Annotated in this window: 11 protein-coding genes and 2 tRNA genes; 1 reads left to right on the forward strand and 12 read right to left on the reverse strand. The window is 60.6% G+C overall.

Translation table 11 applies throughout. From position 1 onward, the window contains the following. Nucleotides 1–182 precede the first annotated feature (182 nt). The 10 genes from C1713_RS05835 to dhaL form a co-directional block, all read right to left on the reverse strand. On the reverse strand, nucleotides 183–2,219 hold the full coding sequence (locus C1713_RS05835) for a flagellar hook-basal body complex protein (protein WP_102493317.1): 2,037 nt from the start codon (nucleotides 2,217–2,219) through the stop codon (nucleotides 183–185). A gap of 160 nt (nucleotides 2,220–2,379) precedes the next feature. After that, on the reverse strand, nucleotides 2,380–2,757 hold the full coding sequence (locus C1713_RS05840) for a TIGR02530 family flagellar biosynthesis protein (protein WP_050341553.1): 378 nt from the start codon (nucleotides 2,755–2,757) through the stop codon (nucleotides 2,380–2,382). A 110-nt stretch (nucleotides 2,758–2,867) separates the two neighbouring features. Further along, a complete protein-coding gene (locus C1713_RS05845) occupies nucleotides 2,868–3,671 on the reverse strand; it encodes a class I SAM-dependent methyltransferase (RefSeq protein ID WP_102493318.1) in 804 nt (267 codons plus the stop codon). Next, nucleotides 3,668–5,536, reverse strand: a complete 1,869-nt coding sequence (mutL, locus tag C1713_RS05850) for a DNA mismatch repair endonuclease MutL (protein WP_102493319.1) — start codon at nucleotides 5,534–5,536, stop codon at nucleotides 3,668–3,670. Before mutL ends, C1713_RS05845 begins: the two co-directional genes overlap by 4 nt. Beyond that, nucleotides 5,533–8,115 carry a DNA mismatch repair protein MutS gene (gene mutS / locus C1713_RS05855; protein WP_102493320.1) on the reverse strand — a complete coding sequence of 861 codons (2,583 nt, stop codon included), beginning with the start codon at nucleotides 8,113–8,115 and terminating at the stop codon, nucleotides 5,533–5,535. The genes mutL and mutS overlap by 4 nt, the downstream gene beginning before the upstream one ends. A 428-nt stretch (nucleotides 8,116–8,543) precedes the next feature. Beyond that, nucleotides 8,544–9,857 carry a tRNA (N6-isopentenyl adenosine(37)-C2)-methylthiotransferase MiaB gene (miaB, locus tag C1713_RS05860; protein WP_102493321.1) on the reverse strand — a complete coding sequence of 438 codons (1,314 nt, stop codon included), beginning with the start codon at nucleotides 9,855–9,857 and terminating at the stop codon, nucleotides 8,544–8,546. Nucleotides 9,858–9,932: 75 nt separating this feature from the next. Next, nucleotides 9,933–10,006, reverse strand: a tRNA-Cys gene (locus C1713_RS05865). A 6-nt stretch (nucleotides 10,007–10,012) separates the two neighbouring features. Next, nucleotides 10,013–10,087, reverse strand: a tRNA-Gly gene (locus C1713_RS05870). Between the two features lie 100 nt (nucleotides 10,088–10,187). Continuing rightward, nucleotides 10,188–11,666, reverse strand: a complete 1,479-nt coding sequence (gltX, locus tag C1713_RS05875; protein ID WP_102493322.1) for a glutamate--tRNA ligase — start codon at nucleotides 11,664–11,666, stop codon at nucleotides 10,188–10,190. Between the two features lie 65 nt (nucleotides 11,667–11,731). Then, nucleotides 11,732–12,355: a dihydroxyacetone kinase subunit DhaL gene (dhaL, locus tag C1713_RS05880; protein ID WP_039981364.1), complete on the reverse strand. Its 624-nt coding sequence runs from the start codon at nucleotides 12,353–12,355 to the stop codon at nucleotides 11,732–11,734. Between the two features lie 623 nt (nucleotides 12,356–12,978). Between dhaL and C1713_RS05890 the strand changes: the two genes are divergently transcribed. After that, nucleotides 12,979–15,561 (forward strand): cell division FtsA domain-containing protein, encoded by a 2,583-nt coding sequence (locus tag C1713_RS05890; RefSeq protein ID WP_102493323.1) that lies wholly within the window; start codon nucleotides 12,979–12,981, stop codon nucleotides 15,559–15,561. Nucleotides 15,562–15,624: 63 nt separating this feature from the next. Here C1713_RS05890 and C1713_RS05895 read toward each other — a convergent pair whose 3' ends face one another. Both C1713_RS05895 and lpxD read right to left on the reverse strand, forming a co-directional pair. Further along, the gene (locus tag C1713_RS05895; RefSeq protein ID WP_102493324.1) at nucleotides 15,625–16,494 is read right to left on the reverse strand and encodes a lysophospholipid acyltransferase family protein; all 870 of its coding nucleotides are present in this window, start codon (nucleotides 16,492–16,494) and stop codon (nucleotides 15,625–15,627) included. A 1-nt stretch (nucleotide 16,495) separates the two neighbouring features. Then, complete coding sequence (lpxD, locus tag C1713_RS05900) at nucleotides 16,496–17,518, reverse strand: UDP-3-O-(3-hydroxymyristoyl)glucosamine N-acyltransferase (RefSeq protein WP_061946151.1); 1,023 nt, start codon at nucleotides 17,516–17,518, stop codon at nucleotides 16,496–16,498. Nucleotides 17,519–17,522 lie beyond the last annotated feature (4 nt).

The raw sequence follows: 17,522 nt of genomic DNA on the forward strand, positions 1-17,522 counted from the left end.
TAAAGTCTAAGTTTTATAGGGGAAAACTATCTTTCTTTGTTAAGGACTCACTGATAAAACGAAATTCGTCAGATTAGCGTAGATTTTTCGTCCAAACGAAGCGGAAAACGGGCCGCAGCGGAAACACAGCGAAATAGAAAAGAGTCATCTATACAGATGACTCTCCGCCTAGCTATATGGCTTTACCGCTTCATATTGATCAGCGTCTCAAGCATCTCATCGGAGACGGTAATCATCTTCGAGTTCGACTGGAAGCCGCGCTGTGTGATGATCATGTCGGAGAACTGATCGGCAAGATCCACGTTCGACATCTCAAGTGCCGAAGTCGTCAGCTCCGTGCCGATATCCGACGCGCCGCTGATCGTACGCGTACCGGAGTTGTTCGACTCCTGATAGAGGTTCCCGCCCATCTTCGTGAGACCGGACGGGTTGTTGAACTGCGCCATCGCGATCTGGGCTTCCTTCTGACGGACGCCGTTCGTGTACGTCCCCGTGATCACGCCCGTACTGTCAATATCGACGCTCGAGAGCGTGCCTGCCGCATTTCCGTCGGAGTCTGCCGCGATCGTCGTCGTACCTGAGTACTGCGTGATCGCGGCGAGGTTGAGGGACACCTGCTGCGGTGCTGCGCCGTTATTATAGACAAGATTCAGTGACGCCGATCCGCTGATGTACGCCCCCGACGTATCAAATTTCAGATCGGTCTTCGTGAGCGCGACCGTCGTCGTTGTGCCATCCGCCTCCTTGATGGTATAGGAGTCTCCGCCGCTGCCAAGGGAGATGGTCCATTTATTGTTCTCTGCCTTCGTATAAACAACAGGAACCGAATGCTTTGCACCGAGCGAATCATACACGGTGATCGTCGTTGCCACAGAAGGATAGAACGTATCTCCTGTCCCATAGCTCTTTGCCACAAGTCCGTCGATGGATGTGCCGCTTTTTGTATTGAGCACTACCCCTGAGACCGTCTTGTTGTTGTACTCATAGACAGAGACACGCGAAGTCGATGCAACCTTGCCGTCTGCAGCCGTGGCCACGCGCGGGAAGGTCTGCGTCGCACTCGTCACGGTCTCAGCGGCGGCGAGTTTCGCCTTATTGCCGTCCGCCGTCGCCAGAATTGATCCAGGCTGCCCCTTTACCTCTTTGATCTTGAGCTGTCCGTTGTAGGTGTCACCGACCTTGTAGGTGAAGGTTGTCGGGCTCGGAACGGTGACCGTGGTCACCGTCTTCGGATTGGTAAAGTTGTTGTCCGCAGCCAGTTCCAGCTCGATTTCATTCGTACCGACCGTCGTTACTTTCCTAATCGTTCCGCTGATATTATACGTCCCGCCATAGGCATAGGTACCACTTTCAAGCCCTGTGAGAGAGATATCCACCGTGGCGCCTGCAATCTTTTTGGGGCTGGAAGCGTTTGTGGGATCAATCCCCAGCTTGAGATCCACCTTGCCCGTAGCCGATGCCGTGATGTTGGAAATCTTAGACGTGTAGAGTGTCTTGCCGTTCACAGGAGTTGCCGTATCGAACGGATAGGTTGCTGTGCCGTCCAGTGTGACGGTCTCACCCGTCGAGAGCGTCAGCGAGATGCGCCCCGTTTCCGTCGGGGTATAGTTCGCAACCGTCTCTGAGGTGCCGTCCGCATATTTCACAAGAGTGTTTGCCACCTCATACCCAGGCGTTGACGCATTGAGGTTTTTTGTATAGGATGCCGTTGCAGTTGTCGCTGCCTCCATGGACTTGCCTGCGGGGATCTGGATCTTCGTCGTATTGTCCCCCGCGACATTGAGGACGCCGTTGTTCGCTATATAGCCCTGCACGTAGAGACCCGTGCTTGGGATGGTGAGGTTCCCCTCCGCATCAAAGCCGAACGCGCCGTTGCGCGTATAGAACTGCTGATTGCCGCGCTTGACGACAAAGAGCCCGTCGCCGCGCGAAATCGCAACGTCCGTGTTCTTGCCCGTCTGCTGGACGGAGCCGTTCGTGTAGATGAGGTCAGTCGACGCGACGGACATACCAAGACCGATCTGCTTCGGGTTCACGCCGCCGATCGTGCCGTTCGGCGAGGATGCACCCGAGAGGTTCTGCGAGATCATATCTGCGAACGTAACGCGGCTCGCCTTGAAGCCTGTCGTGTTGACGTTCGCGATGTTGTTGCCGACGACATCCATGCGTGTCTGATGGCCTTTGAGGCCGGAAACAGCCGAAAACATGGAACGGATCATAATGAATCTCTCCTTTGCCAGTCTGACAGCGCAAAGGAAGAGCCATCTCTGTGATATGCGTACACTCCTCCCTGAGGAAATGCACCGATGGGATGCCTCCGCATCCCGCTGACCGCACCAGTCGCGCGCGGTCAAAAGCTTCCCGTAGGTCCAGCTTTTCTCAGATAATGGCTGCACTGTCAATGTTCGTGAAAATACTGTCTGCCGCCGTCACGTCGTCAAGTGCCGTGATGACGGTGCGGTTCGTCACAGAGACGACCATTGCTGTACTGTCCTTCATGTAGATCAGGGCTTCCCTTGCGCCCTTCTCTCTCATGCGGTCAATCGTACTGCCCAGCTTCTCGAGCTCCGTGTTCGTGAGCGTCACACCGCGCCGCTGCAGCCGCTCCTCCGCATGCTGCGAAAAGCGGACGCGCTCTTTCGCCCCTTCCAGTACCTGTGCAAACGATGCGCCGCTGCTGCCCATCGCTCTTCGTCCATGGTCGGTCCCCCTGCTTCCCTGCCCGACCAGCGCCATCGAATCGTCTGCAATTCTCATCATCTCACCTCCTTTTTTGCACAAAAATAAAATGTTCCACCTTGTATATCGGCAGAACATAAAAGAAACTTAAGTACAACTTATGAAATTATTTGGCGGAGTTTAAGGAATCATACCTCCATCACGCCGTAGGCGACGCGGCTGTACCTGCCGCCCGCGAGGTCAGTAAATCCGAGACGGGCGAACTCCCTGCTCCCCTGCCGCTCCTTCATGACGACGCGGCGGCGTGCGACGCGCCGCGCCTCGGCGATCACTTCCGCGGTGAGGGCACGCGCATCGGCGAGGGTGCGCAGGGCATTCATCCCCTCGCTCTCATGAACGGGGCGGCGGAACATCGGGTCAAAGTAGACGGCGTCATAGCTCCCGTCCGCCTGTGCGCGCAGATAGTCCAGCGCATCTGCCGCATGGACGCTGATGCGCCGCATCGCCGCGTGCATCTCGTAGTTATCCCCCGTCGCATGTGCAAGCCCGTCGCCGATCACCGCCGCGATGATGGGATTCGCCTCCAGTGCCGTCACGCTGCCCGCCGCCCCGACGGCAAAGCTCTCGATGATGGCATCCGCCCCCGTGCCGAGCGTGCAGTCGAGGACGCGCATCCCCTCCGTGAGGCCGAGCGCATGGACGAGATGGTCTCCCTGTCCTCTTCGCAGATTCTTGATGCGCAGATGCGCCATGCCGGGATGAAAGAACAGTTGCCCCTCTGCCGTCACCGCCGTCAAGAGACCGCGCCGCGCGACGAGCACGGCATCCACACCGTACGCTGTTCGCATCTCATCGAGCGAGTCACTGCCGCGCGGGACGTTTGGAATACCGAGCTGCGCCGCCGTCCGCGCCGCAAGTGCACGATTTGCTGCGGCGAATTTCTGGCCGCGCCGCACGGTCGTCACGACGGCGCTGACCGTCCCGCACGTCACAGACCAAACCCCGTGCGCTTGAACATCTTCGCGAGGTCGTGTGTACCGAACTTCAGGATCGTCGGACGCCCATGCGGACAGGTAAAGGGAAACGGCGTCGCACGCAGCTCCTCCAAGAGGATCTCCATCTGGCGGATGCTCAGTTCCTCGCCCGCCTTGATCGCTGCACGGCACGCCATCGTCGCAATCCCCGCCTCGCGCAGATTCGCAGGGGTTGCGGTGTGCAGGTCGCCGAGGGATGCGAGGATCTCACGGATGATGCCCTCCGCCTCCTCCGTCGGGACATCGGCGGGCGTCTCCGTCAGGCGGTAGGTGCGCTCCCCCGCCGCCTCCAGATGAAAGCCGAGGCGGTCAAAGAGCTCCGCATTTTCTTCAATATATTGTGCCTCGTGTGCATCGAACGAAAGAATGGCATGCACGAGCATCTGCTGGGAGGGAATCCCATCCGTCTGCGCCGAAAAGCGGTCAAAGAGGATGCGCTCATGCGCCGCATGCTGATCGATGATGTAGAGCGTCGCAGTGCTCTGAGCAATAATGTAGGTAAGGTCGACCTGCCCGATGGGAAGCATTCGCTCCTCCATGGAGATATCGTCCCCCTGCGCCGCCCGCGGTGCAGACGGCACGTCCGAGAACGCCGCACGCTCCTGTGCGCGGGCCTCCTGCACAGCATCCTGTGCCGTACGCAGATCGACACATGCGCCTGCCCACTGCACGGCCTCGTGGACGGTCTGCGGGTGCGGCGTCGGAGCGGCATAGCCGCGTGCCGGGGCAGAGACAGGCGATGCGGACGGCGTGCTCACATCGAGCGGCACTGCTTCGTAGTGGAACTTCGGCTTTTCCACTGCGGCGGCAATCCCCGTCGTCTCTCCTGCCGCGCCGCGAATGGCGTCGAGCACCGCCTTGTAGACTGCCTTAAAAATACGCCCCTCATCCTCGAACTTCATCTCCGTTTTCTGCGGATGCACATTCACATCAATCGTGCGCTGCGGCACGGTGATGACGATGACGGCGAGCGGGAAGCCCATCTTCGGCACGAGGGAGCGGTACACATTGTCGATCGCCTTCGCAATCGCGCGGTTCTGGATCGTCCGCCCGTTGACGATGTAGGTCTGCCACGCGCGGCTGCTGCGAATCAGGGATGGCTTCGAAATATAGCCCGTGATGCGGATATCCGCTGCATCGTCGTAAAAATCCAGCGGAATCAGTGCGCTCGCCGCATCGCCGCCGTAGATGCTCCCAATCGTACGGGCGAGGTCTCCGTCTCCCGCCGTCATGATGGTCATGCGGTTGTTGTTGATGAAGCGGAACGCAATGTCGGGGCGTGAGAGTGCGAGGCGGATCACGTAATCGCTGATCTTCCCCGCCTCGGTCGCATTCGTCTTGAGAAATTTCTTGCGCGCGGGTGTGTTGAAGAAAAGATCCTCGACGCGCACACTCGTCCCGACTGCACAGCCCGCGTCCTCAATCATGGGCGTACCGCCGCCGCTGATGTCGACGCGCGTGCCGAGATCATCCGCCGCCTGCCGCGTCAGGAGAGAAAAATGTGACACGGACGCGATCGTCGGCAGCGCCTCGCCGCGAAAGCCGAGGGTCGCAATCGTCTCGAGATCGGAGGCGGCGGCAATCTTGCTCGTCGCATGGCGCAGAATCGCCGCGCGCGCATCCTCTCCGGTCATGCCGCGTCCGTTGTCCGTCACACGGATAAAGCTCGTGCCGCCGCCCATGATCTCGACCTCGACCGCTGTCGCGCCCGCATCCATCGCGTTCTCGACCAGCTCTTTTACGACAGAGGCAGGCCGCTCAACCACCTCGCCTGCCGCGATCTTGTTGATGGTTGCATCGTCCAATACGTGAATCCGTGTCATCCCTCACCCTCCTCCTTTCGCGCCTGTTCCTGCAGACGATAGAGTGTATTCAGTGCCTCAAGCGGCGTCATCGTCATCACATCGAGCGCACGCAGCTCGTCGAGCGTCCCGCCCGCAAAGAGCGACGCCATCCCCGCATCGGATGTCTTCTGCACCGATGTCTCCTGCGGTGCACTCTGCGGCGCAGCCGCCTCCAGTGCGTGCAGGATCTCCTCCGCGCGCTCCGTCACGCGCTGCGGCAGACCTGCGAGGCGTGCGACGTGGATGCCGTAGGACTTATCCGCCGCCCCTGCGACGATGCGCCGCAGGAATACGACATTTTTTCCCTTTTCGCGCACGGCAATACAGTAGTTGCGGATGCGCTCGTTCTCCATCTCCGTCAGCTCATGGTAATGCGTCGCAAACAGCGTCTTGGCGTGGATGCGGCCGTCGATATGCTCCACCACCGCGCGCGCGATGCTCATGCCGTCAAAGGTGCTCGTGCCGCGCCCGATCTCGTCGAGAATCACGAGGCTGTCCCTCGTCGCCTCGCGCAGGATCTGTGCGACCTCGTTCATCTCCACCATGAAGGTGCTCTGCCCGCTCACGAGGTCGTCGCTCGCGCCGATGCGCGTAAAGATGCGGTCGACGGGTGCGATCTCCGCCGTACGCGCAGGGACGAAGCTGCCGACCTGCGCCATGAGCGTGAGGAGGGCAACCTGCCGCATATAGGTGGATTTCCCCGCCATATTCGGTCCCGTGATGAGCATCGTCTCTGTTCCGCCGTGGCTGAGTTCCGTATCGTTTGGGACGAACACATCGCGCTGCAGAATGCGCTCCACAAGCGGATGCCGCCCGTCACGGATGCGGATGCCGCCGTCTGCGCCCACGGTCGGGCGGACATAGCGGTACGATGCCGCCGCCGCCGCAAGGCTCTGCAGGACATCAACACGCGCAATCGCACGGGCGACGCCTTGAATCGGCACGAGCTGCTCACATACGCGCTCGCGCAGCTCTGTGAAGAGATGATACTCAAGGGCGGTGATCTTCTCCTCTGCGCCGAGAATCTTCGCCTCGAAGTCCTTCAGCTCCTCCGTGATAAAGCGCTCCGTATTCGCGAGCGTCTGCTTGCGGATATAGCCCTCAGGCACCTGATCGCGCCCGCTGTGGCGCACCTCGATGTAGTAGCCGAACACCTTGTTGTAGCCGATCTTGAGCGTCCTGATGCCCGTCCGCGTGCGTTCACGTTCCTCCATCTCCTGCAGGAGGGACTTGCTGTCATGGGAAAAACGGCGGAGCTCGTCGAGATCGGCATCATAGCCCGCACGGATCATGCCGCCCTCGCGCACCGAGAGCCCCGGCTCATCCACGAGTGCATGCGTGAGCTCGTCACGCAGAGCATCAAAGGTCTCGATCTCCCCTGCCGCACGCACAAGGAGGCGGCTCACTGCCGCTGCGAGGCACGCGCGCACGGCGGGCAGGGCGGCGAGCGAGATGCGCAGAGCGACGAGATCGCGTGCGTTCGCCGTCTGCGTCTCAATGCGCGTCAGGAGCCGCTCGAAGTCATAGACCGTATGCAGGGCATCGCGCAGGGCATCGCGCAGCGTACTCTTTTCCACCAGCTCTGCCACCGCATCCAGCCGTGCATCAATGCGGTGCGGCGTGAGCAGAGGATGTTCCAGCCACGCCTTGAGAAGGCGCGTTCCCATCGGCGTGCGCGTGAAGTCGAGCACGTCAAAGAGAGTATTCTTTTTCCCGCCGTCGCGCAGACTGCGTGTGATCTCAAGATTGCGCAGCGTATAGGTGTCGAGCTGCATCGTCTCCGCCGCATCGAGGAAGGCGAGGCGATTGATCTGCGAGAGATCCGCCATCACCGTCTCATGCAGATAGGTGAGGAGCACTGCGAGTGCCGCCCGCGCCCCCGCATCGCACGGAATCTCCTCCGCAGGGAAATGCTGCACGGGAAGTGCCGCATCCGCCTCCCTGCTGACAACGGAGACGGCGCAGTGCGGCAGACGGTGCGCAAGAAAAGCCCGCACCTCATCCGCAAGGGAAAAGCCCTCCGTCAGGAGCAGCTCTGCCGCCATACGGCGATAGAGCTCATCCATGATCTGCTGCGCCGCATGCTCGCCCGCGTAGACGGCATAGAACGCTTCGCCCGTCGTGATGTCCGCGCCCGCGAGGACGAACTGTCCCGGCGCAGGCTCGTGCAGGAGCACGATGTAGATGTTGGACGCATCACGCAGTGCCTCATCGGAGAGCGCCGTGCCCGGCGTGACCACCTTCACTACTTCGCGGTGCGTCAACCCCTTTGCCTTCGGGTCGCCGATCTGCTCGGCAATCGCCACCTTGAACCCCTTTGCGACGAGACGCGCGATATAGCTGTCCGCCGCATGATAGGGAACGCCGCACATGGGATTCTTCTCGAGATCGCCGCTGCGGCTCGTCAGCGTCAGCCCGAGCTCCTTCGCCGCCACCTTCGCGTCGTCGAAGAACATCTCGTAGAAGTCGCCCAGACGAAAGAAAAGGAGCTCGCCCGGATGCGCCTCTTTCGCGGCGAGATACTGCTGCATCATCGGCGTCACATTCTGCGCGTCCATAACAAACCTCCTAAATCATGTGATAAAAACAAAAGATAGCAACGCATTGTTCAAAGCGCCCCCACCGTCACGCTAATGCGTGCCACCTCCCCCGCTCTGGCAGGGGAGGCTTTGTGAGTGCGGTGTGTACATGATGTGAAGCCCTGAGCGAACCCTAGTGAAGCAAGTGAGAAAATACTGACCTGTCCAAGAAGCAAGCCCGCAGGGCGTAGCTGATTGGGAAACAGGTCGTATGGGAAAACGTCCCAAGAACACGAGCGTTAGCGATGTGTGATTGGTCGACGTTGACCGCTCGCGCGTTTCGCCCCGACGGATTTCTGGCGTCCAAGCGAAGCGCGTTTCAGGAATCCGTCGGTATTTAAGCGAATCAGCGCGCGAACGCTTGCGCAGCGAAGTGTTCGCGTGGAACTCGCCCCCTATACCGAAATCTACCGAACAACCTCGCCCTTCAACACCCAAGTCTGCGGCTGCGTGATCTTCACCTGCACAAAATCGCCCACGCGCTCCGCCCCATGCGGAAAGAGGACAATCTTATTCGTGCGCGTGCGCCCGCTCCACACGGCGGGATCGTTCTTGCTCGCGCCCTCGACCATCACCTCGGCCTGCGCACTGCGCAGCCCCTCATTGATCGCTCGGCTGATCTCGTTCTGCACTGCCATCAAGCGCTCCAGACGCGCGTGCTTCACCTCATCCGGCACCTGCGCCGCCATTGCTGCGGCAGGCGTGCCCGAGCGCTTCGAGTAAAGGAACGTATACGCCGCGTCATAGCGCATCTCGCGCAGGAAATCCAGTGTCTCTGCGAAGTCCTCCTCCGTCTCCCCCGGGAAGCCCACGATGAGATCCGTCGTGAGGCTCGCCCCCGGCAGGGCCTCGCGCACGCGCCGTGCGCGCTCACGGTACTGCTCCACTGTATAGACACGGTTCATCGCCTTCAGGATGCGGTTGCTTCCGTACTGCACAGGCAGATGAATGTGCTCGCAGATATGCGTGCCGTTTTTGATCGTGTCGATCAGCTTGTCGCTGATGTCCTTCGGATGCGACGTCATAAAGCGCACGCGGCGAATCCCCTCCACCGCATCCACCATACGCAGGAGATCGGCAAAATCCGCCTGCCCATGATCTTTCCCATAGGAGTTGACATTCTGCCCGAGGAGCGTCACCTCGCGATAGCCGTCCGCCGCCGCACGGCGCACCTCCGCCACGACCTCCTCGGGCATGCGGCTGCGCTCACGTCCGCGCACGTATGGGACGATGCAGTACGTACAGTAATTATTGCACCCATACATGATCGGCACCCACGCCGAGAGTGTCCCGCCGCGCGCGATAGGCAGATCCTCCTCCACCGCGTGCGCATCGAGCGCAACATCCACCACGGGCGCGCGCTCCGCCGCGATCTCCGCGACAATGCGTCCCAGCTCCTGCACCTTGCCCGTGCCGAGCACAAAGTCGATGTGCGGTGCGCGGCGCATGAGGTTCTCCCCCTCCTTCTGCGCCATGCAGCCCGTAATCCCAAAGATCAGCTGTGGATGATGTTCCTTGACCTTCTTGATCTCGCCGATCTTCCCGTAGACCTTGTCCTCTGCCGTCTCGCGCACACAGCACGTATTGATGAGGATGACATCGGCATCCGCCGTCTTCTCCGTCCGCACATAGCCCGCCGCCTGCAGCTGTCCCTCCATACGCTCTGCATCGGCGACATTCATCTGACAGCCATAGACTAGGATTTTATACCGTCCCCGCATTCATTTCCCTTTCGCAGCATATAACATAATAACATAAAAAGTCTGGAAGGAATCCTTCCAGACCGCATTTCATATTGGAGGCGACACCCAGAATCGAACTGGGGATAAAGGTTTTGCAGACCTCGGCCTTACCACTTGGCTATGTCGCCGAAAGATGGAGCGGAAAACGAGGCTCGAACTCGCGACCCCCACCTTGGCAAGGTGGTGCTCTACCACTGAGCTACTTCCGCAGATGATCTTCCCGCGCCGCAGTGACGCGACACTTAGACAGTATAGCGATAAACCGTGCCGCTGTCAAGTCCAAAATTTGCAAGGCAGAAATCCATCCCCTCAGCACTCCGCCAGCTGCCGCTGTGCCTCACGCAGGCGGCGCAGGCTCTCCTCCTTGCCGAGGATGGCGAGGATCTCCGTCGCGCCGCCCGGCGTGACCTTCTGCCCCGCCGCAGCGATGCGCAGCACCCACATGACTGTGCCTTTCTTCCAGCCCTCACGCTCGATACACTCTTCAAGGAGCGCATAGAGGAGATCGTTATCCCAGTGATCCCCGTCGAGGGCGTCGAGGATGCCGATCAGCTCGGGCAGGAGCTCCGCTGCCGCCGCTGGTGTGACCTTGTTGCGCTTGTTCTCATAGAGCGATGCGTCAAAGGGCGGCAGTGTCACGAAGAACTCAATCTCCGCACGCACATCGCTGAGCCGTGTGACGCGCGTACGCAGGAGACGCGCCATTGCATTCCACTGCGCCTCGACCGACGCGGGAAGCTCGCCCGCATAGGGGCGCGCCGCTTCGGCAAACGCCGCATCCGTCATTGCCTTAAAGTACTCGCCGCTCATCCAGCCGAGCTTATCGTAGTCGAACACGGCGGGAGACTTCGACAGCCCCTCCAGCGAGAACGCCTCGATCAGCTCGTCCATCGAGAAAATTTCCTGATTCGTCGTCTTCGGGCTCCAGCCGAGAAGCGCGACGTAGTTGACGATCGCGGCGGCAGGATAGCCCATCTTCACGAGATCATCAAAGCTCGTCGCCCCATGCCGCTTGGAGAGCTTGCTCGTTTTGCCCGTTGCGTCGTCCCGCCCCATGACGGGCGCGAGATGAACGAATACGGGCGGCTCCCAGCCGAACGCCTCGTAGAGGAGGACGTGCTTCGGCGTGGAGGTGATGAACTCCGCCCCGCGAATGATATGCGACACCTTCATCAGATGATCGTCGATGACATTGGCAAAGTTATATGTCGGCATCCCGTCGCGCTTGAGGAGCACCTGATCCTCGAGCTCCGTGTTCGGGATCGTTACGCTCCCGTGCAGCACGTCGTAGAACGTCGTCTCACCGACGAGCGGCATCTTCTGCCGAATGACGTACGCGTCGCCCCGGTCGAGATGCGCCTGCACCTCCTCGGGCGTGAGGTCGCGGCAGGTACGCGGGTAGCCGCCGTAGGACTTCCCATCCTCTGCCGGTTCTGCCTCCTCCGTCTGATGGCAGAAGCAGCGATAGGCATGCCCCTCCGCCACGAGCTGCTCGGCGTACTGCTTGTAGATCGCCATGCGCTCGCTCTGCACGTATGGACCGTAGTCTCCGCCGATCTCATCGGGTCCCTCGTCGGGGATGATGCCCGCCGCGTCGAGCGTGCGGCGGATGAAGTCCACCGCATCCGCGACGTAGCGGCTGCGGTCGGTATCCTCGATGCGCAGGATGAATGTGCCGTCATTCGCGCGCGCGAACAGATAGCCGTAGAGCGCGGTGCGCAGATTGCCGATGTGCATATAGCCCGTCGGGCTGGGTGCAAAACGCGTGCGAATTTCCGTCTGTGCCAAAATACTTTCCTCCAAAAAACAATCGTGCCGTCACAGGGCGGCACGAATCGACTGCGTTATTTTGCTCAGCCGCGCAGATAGCCGCAGAGCGCACGGAACATGATGAGCGAACTCATCGCGCCCGGATCCTCGATGCCGATGCTGCGCGTACCGATGAGTGCCGCACGTCCGCGCCGTGCGGCGATGGTCTTCGTATACTCCGCGCCCGCACGTCCCGCCTCGAGTGCATCCTCCAGACACTCGCGCAGGCTCTTGCCCTCCGCGTTCTCCGGCAGGAATGCGTCGCGAATCGGGATCAGTGTATCGAGCATCGTCTTATCCCCGCGCACGGCCTTTCCGCGCCGCTGGATCGCGTCAATGCCGGCAGAGAACAGCTTTTCAAAGCTCGCCACATCGAGCCGCGTCTTTGCGCCGACCGCCTCGCCCGCGCGTACAAAGGCAATCCCGTAGAGCGGTCCTGCCGCTCCGCCGACATTCTCAATGAACGCACGCCCGATCTCGTGAAGCACCTCTGCGAGCGGCGCGTCCACCGGCAGCTCTGCGAGGCGTTCCTCCGCCGCCGTAAAGCCGCGCGCCATGTTAAGACCGTGGTCGCCGTCTCCCGTCTTGGCGTCCACTGCCGTCAGATAGTCCTTCTGTGCCATGATGGCAGCAATCACTGCATCTACGGCATCACGTATGTTTGCCATTGTCTGCACCGTCTTTCCCTGTTGTCAATGTACTGAGCCTGCCAGTACATTCCATACATTACTCCCATATTCTCATTAGCATTATAGCACGGTATTCTCCATAGGAAAAGAGGAGAGACACATTTTAAGGAAGCACGGATAAATTCAGCACCGCCATCTTAACACATCGTTTTCTCGGCAATGATCGAAAAAATTATATCACTGAGTGCATCCATGCGTCCTGCAATATATTTATTATATTCCCCGATTTGTCAAGTCTTGCGACGTATTTTTTTTTATGCTATCATAAAGACCAAGAAGGTGCGCCTTAGGTGTGCGTATGTCTTATCCATGTCTAACCTACAGATTTTCTAGGGAATCCGATTTGATTTCGGTCAAAGTGAAACACTTCGGTGAACGCGGAAGCCGAACTTAGGGTACCCACCTGCTTTACGCAGGTATAGACATATAGGGCGTACGGCATTTCAGACCCCTCTCTTCCGGTCAGAGCGGAACTGCCATACGGCAGCTTTGTTCTGACCTTTTTGTCGTATATTTCCCCCGTGAGGAACGGCAGGAATTTTCCAAAATAACACGAATAAAAATATAGATAATATACTATGTGTTTGACAAGGGAGATCGAAATGTCGGATCTGGATACAACGAACGAAGATTCTGCCGCCGCATCTGCACCCGCAAAGCGGCGCGGCCGCCCCAAAAAACGTGTGCAGGAGGGGCCGGAAACGGCGGCAAAGAAACGCGGTCGTCCGAAGAAAACCGAACAGGCCGCACCGACACGCCGCGAGCGTCCGAAGGAGCTAGTCTTCGCGCTCGATATCGGGACGCGCAGCGTGATCGGCATTGTCGCTGAACAGCGTGACGGACTGCTGCACATCCTGGCGACCGACCGCCTCGAGCACCGCACGCGTGCCATGCTCGACGGGCAGATTCACGATGTGCCGCAGGTCGCTGCCATCATCCGCGAGGTCAAGCACCGCCTCATGGAGCGTACAGGGCCGTTGACCAGTGCCGCCGTGGCAGCGGCAGGACGTGCCCTCTACACGATGACAGCGGATGCCGAGCAGGACTTCACGGGCACGATTACACCTGCACAGCAGCGCGACCTCGACTTTGCAGGCGTGCAGGAGGCACAGAAAAAACTGGCTCACTCCCACACGGTCGATGATCCAACGCGTTACTACTGCGTCGGCTACAGCACGATCCGCTATACGCTCGACGGCAACGAGCTCAAGACGCTCATCGGACAGCGCGGGCGCAAGGCGACGGCGACCGTCATCGCAACCTTTCTGCCGCGGCAAGTCGTGGACTCCATGCAGTCGGCACTGCGCGAGACGCACCTCGAGATGCGCGCCCTCACGCTCGAGCCGATTGCGGGCATCAACGTCCTCATCCCACCGACGATGCGCCATCTGAATCTCGTGCTCGTCGATATCGGCGCGGGCACATCGGACGTCGCCATCACGCGCAACGGCTCAGTCATCGCCTACGGCATGGTTCCGATGGCAGGCGACGAGATCACCGAGTCCATCTCGCGTGAGTACCTCCTCGACTTCAACATCGCCGAGGACATCAAGCGCAAGGCGGCAGATGGGCAGGACGTCTCCTTTACCGACATTCTCGGCATGAAGCTCTCGCTCACCGCCGATCAGGTGCTCGCCGCCATAAAACCCGGGGTCGAACATCTCGCGAACGCGATCGGCAAGCAGATCCTCGAACTGAACGGCGAACCGCCGCAGGCGGTCATGCTGGTCGGCGGCGGTGCACGCACACCGATGATGACGGAGCTCGTAGCAGAGGCTCTCGGCATCCCCGCCGACCGCGTCGCCGTGCGTCATCCCGACACGGTGGACGGCGTCGCCGATCTGCCCGAGGAGCTGCGCGCCCCCGACGCAGTCACGCCGCTCGGCATCCTGAAGATCGCTTCGATCAACACACTGCATTTCCTCGCGGTCTGGATCAACGACATCGAGTACAGTCTCTTCAACTTCCGCGAGCTCAACGTCTCCGACGCCCTCCTCGCGGCGGGCATCAGCCTGCGCAAGTACAACGGACGTCCCGGCATGGGGCTGATGCTGACCGTGAACAGCGAGCGGCGGAGCTTTCCGGGGACGATGGGAACGCTCGCCCAGATCACCATCGACGGCAAGAGCGCGAGCCTCGACTCCCCCATTCACGACGACTGCCGCATCAAGCTCGTCGCAGGGGAGAACGGAACCCAGCCGACCGTGCGTCTCAGCGACGTGATCGGCAGCACGAGTGGCTACAATGTCGTGCTCAACGGAGAGGAGACCTCCGTCCCCGCGAGCATTCTCATCAACGACGCTGTACCTGAGGGCGACCCGATTCTGCGAGACGGCGACACCGTCGTCTCGCGCCGCGACCGCACCCTCGGTGAGGTGTTGCGCGCAGCGCATCTCCCGCCGACGGGACGACGCATCTCCTACACGCTGAACGGGGAGGCACGCCGCTTCTCCGCCCTCCCGAAAATCACGCTGAACGATGCGCCCGCCGCGCTCTCCACCATCCTGCGTGAGGGCGATGTCATCGACTACGAGGAGACTGCCATCCCGACGCTCGAGACCGTGCTCGATCTCTCCTCGCTGGCCTCGTATGCGACCATCACCTACGAAGGGAAGGAGCATAGCATTCCTGCGGCGGGGCAGGTACTCACCATCAACGGGCGTGAGGCATCGCCCGGCACCATCGTCGAGGACGGTGCTATCATCGCCTATCAGAAAGGACGGGGGACGGCGAACGTCAGCGAGGCGCTGCTCGCCGTTGGCTTTACCCCGCCGCCCGCGACCAGCCGCGTCACCTTCGCAATTCTCGTCAACGGGGTACGTGCGGACTTCACGAGCCCCATCCACACAGGGGACACGCTGGAGGTCGTACTCACGCCGATTGATGCACCGCCCACATCGTCTGCATCCGCCTCTGCGACGACGGGAAAACCCGCCGATGATCCCGCTGCTCCCGCAGCGAGCACGATCCTCTCGGGGATCGCAGCGCGTGCGGCACAGGCCGCGGATGGGTCGGCGCTCTTCGACGCATCGACCGAAACGACGGAGAGCGGCACTGTGCCGGCCGCCAATACTGGGGATCAAAGCGTTCCGCCATCCCCACAGAATACGACAACACCAAGCGCTCAAGAGGCACCGCACACAGGCACAGCGATCACCGTGGAGTCGCTGATGCGCTACGATTGATTGAATAGATAGAAAAAGGGGCTCTGCACGAAGTTTTTCCTTCGTGCAGAGCCCCTTTTTTCGTCATTCCTTTCGCATGGACTTCCAGCGATCATGCAGCCAGAACCACTCGTCGGGATAGCGGCGAATCCACGCCTCGATGTGCGCACTCACCTCCTGCGTCACACGCAGGACGTCGGCAGCGCGGTCATCTGTCTTTTCCACATAGAGCGGTTTCTCGATGGTAAGCTCATGATGTCCGTCCGCGCGGCGGTGCATAAAGACGGGGAAAATTGGCACACTGCAGCGGCGCGCAATCGCCGCCGCCCCCGTAAAGGCATTCGTCTCCTGTCCGAAGAAATCGACGACGACGCCGTCGCGGCGCGACGGATCCTGATCGCTGAGCAGCCCGATGATCCAGCCCTGATCGATCATGCGGAACATCTCACGCACGCTTGAACGATAGGTGACGTGCATCCCGACAAGCATGCGGTACTCATTGATGAAGCGATCCATCCCCGCTGCACTCTGCCGTTTTGCCACGCCGACAATCGGCAGTCCTGCCAAGGCAAGCGCACCGCCCATAAGCTCCCAGTTGCCGCTGTGCGAGGTTGCAATGATTGCTCCCTCGCCCTGCGCCAGTGCCGCGCGCATCGTATCCAGCGCCCCCGTAATCGTCACGTAGTCCTCAATATGACGGCGCAGGACGGGAAAGCGCAGCACCTCCATCAGCATCGGTCCAAAGCGCAGCGTACTCTCCCGCGCGATGCGCTCTGCCTCTGCGGTCGATACGTGAAGGCAGCGCTCGATCTGCGTCTGCGCGAGCCGCTTGCGCCGTGCGGGGATAAACGGCCAAAGGAGGCGCGCCAGTCCCGCGCCGATCATCATGGCGGCGCGGTGCGGCAGGAGACAGACGAAATGACTGAGAAGTTTGACCGCCCAGTAAGACAGCATCTCAGCTCTTTCCGCGCAGTTCTTCGATGGTCTTTTCGAGGGCTTTGACCTTCTTCACCATCTCGGGCAGACGGCGCATCGCCGCCTGTACGCGCAGCCACTCAGCGTGGGACTGAACGGGGAAGCCCGCACAGAACACCCCCTCAGGCATATCGCCGATGATGCCGGAGCGCGCCGCATAGACGGAGTTCGCGCCGATGGAGATATGTCCGACCGTTCCGACCTGCCCGCCAAAGGTGACGTTATGTCCGACCTTGGTCGAGCCGGAGATCCCCGTCTGCGCGACGATGAGGCAGTTCTCTCCGATGCGGCAGTTATGCCCGATGTGGACGAGGTTGTCGATCTTCGTCCCCTTGCCGATCACCGTTGCCCCGAGGGTAGCGCGGTCGATTCCGACATGAGCGCCGATCTCCACGTCGTCCTCCACGACGACGCCGCCGACCTGCGGCACCTTGGTATGCACCCCCGCCTCGGTCGTAAAGCCGAACCCGTCCGCCCCGATTACGGCGCAGCTGTGGATCGTGCAGCGCGCACCGATGCGGCAGTGCTCGCGCACGACTGCATTCGAATAGAGCACCGTATGATCGCCGATCACACTGTACTGCCCCACATAGGCATGCGGATAGATCGTCACACCGTCGCCGAGCACCGCATGATCGTCCACATAGGCAAAGGGCAGCACCGTCACTCCCGTGCCGATGCGCACATCTGCACCGATATACGCCTCGTCACTGACCCCGGCAGCGTGTTCGATGGCAGGGGTAAAGATCATGAGGAGACGTGCAAACGCCGCCTTCGGATCATCGACGAAGATATGCGGGCACGAAAAGCCCTCCGTTCCCGTCGGCAGAAGGAGCGCCGCCGCAGATGCGGCGCGCGCCGCGTCGATGTGGGGTGGAACGGCAAAGGCGAGATCCCCCGCCCCCGCCTCGTCCAGCGAAGCGAGCCGATGAACGACCGTGCTGCCGCCGCTGCCGACCGTTCCGCCGACAAGCTGTGCGATCTCATTGACTGTCTTTTCCATGCCC

This window comes from Centipeda felix, assembly GCF_900186465.1.
Lineage (GTDB): Bacteria > Bacillota > Negativicutes > Selenomonadales > Selenomonadaceae > Centipeda > Centipeda felix.

Coding starts and splice junctions, on each gene's coding strand:
- dhaL (WP_039981364.1), bottom strand. CDS start 12,355: ATGGCAAACATACGTGATGCCGTAGATGCAGTGATTGCTGCCATCATG.
- C1713_RS05895 (WP_102493324.1), bottom strand. CDS start 16,494: ATGCTGTCTTACTGGGCGGTCAAACTTCTCAGTCATTTCGTCTGTCTC.
- C1713_RS05835 (WP_102493317.1), bottom strand. CDS start 2,219: ATGATCCGTTCCATGTTTTCGGCTGTTTCCGGCCTCAAAGGCCATCAG.
- mutS (WP_102493320.1), bottom strand. CDS start 8,115: ATGGACGCGCAGAATGTGACGCCGATGATGCAGCAGTATCTCGCCGCG.
- C1713_RS05890 (WP_102493323.1), top strand. CDS start 12,979: ATGTCGGATCTGGATACAACGAACGAAGATTCTGCCGCCGCATCTGCA.
- lpxD (WP_061946151.1), bottom strand. CDS start 17,518: ATGGAAAAGACAGTCAATGAGATCGCACAGCTTGTCGGCGGAACGGTC.
- miaB (WP_102493321.1), bottom strand. CDS start 9,857: ATGCGGGGACGGTATAAAATCCTAGTCTATGGCTGTCAGATGAATGTC.
- mutL (WP_102493319.1), bottom strand. CDS start 5,536: ATGACACGGATTCACGTATTGGACGATGCAACCATCAACAAGATCGCG.
- C1713_RS05840 (WP_050341553.1), bottom strand. CDS start 2,757: ATGAGAATTGCAGACGATTCGATGGCGCTGGTCGGGCAGGGAAGCAGG.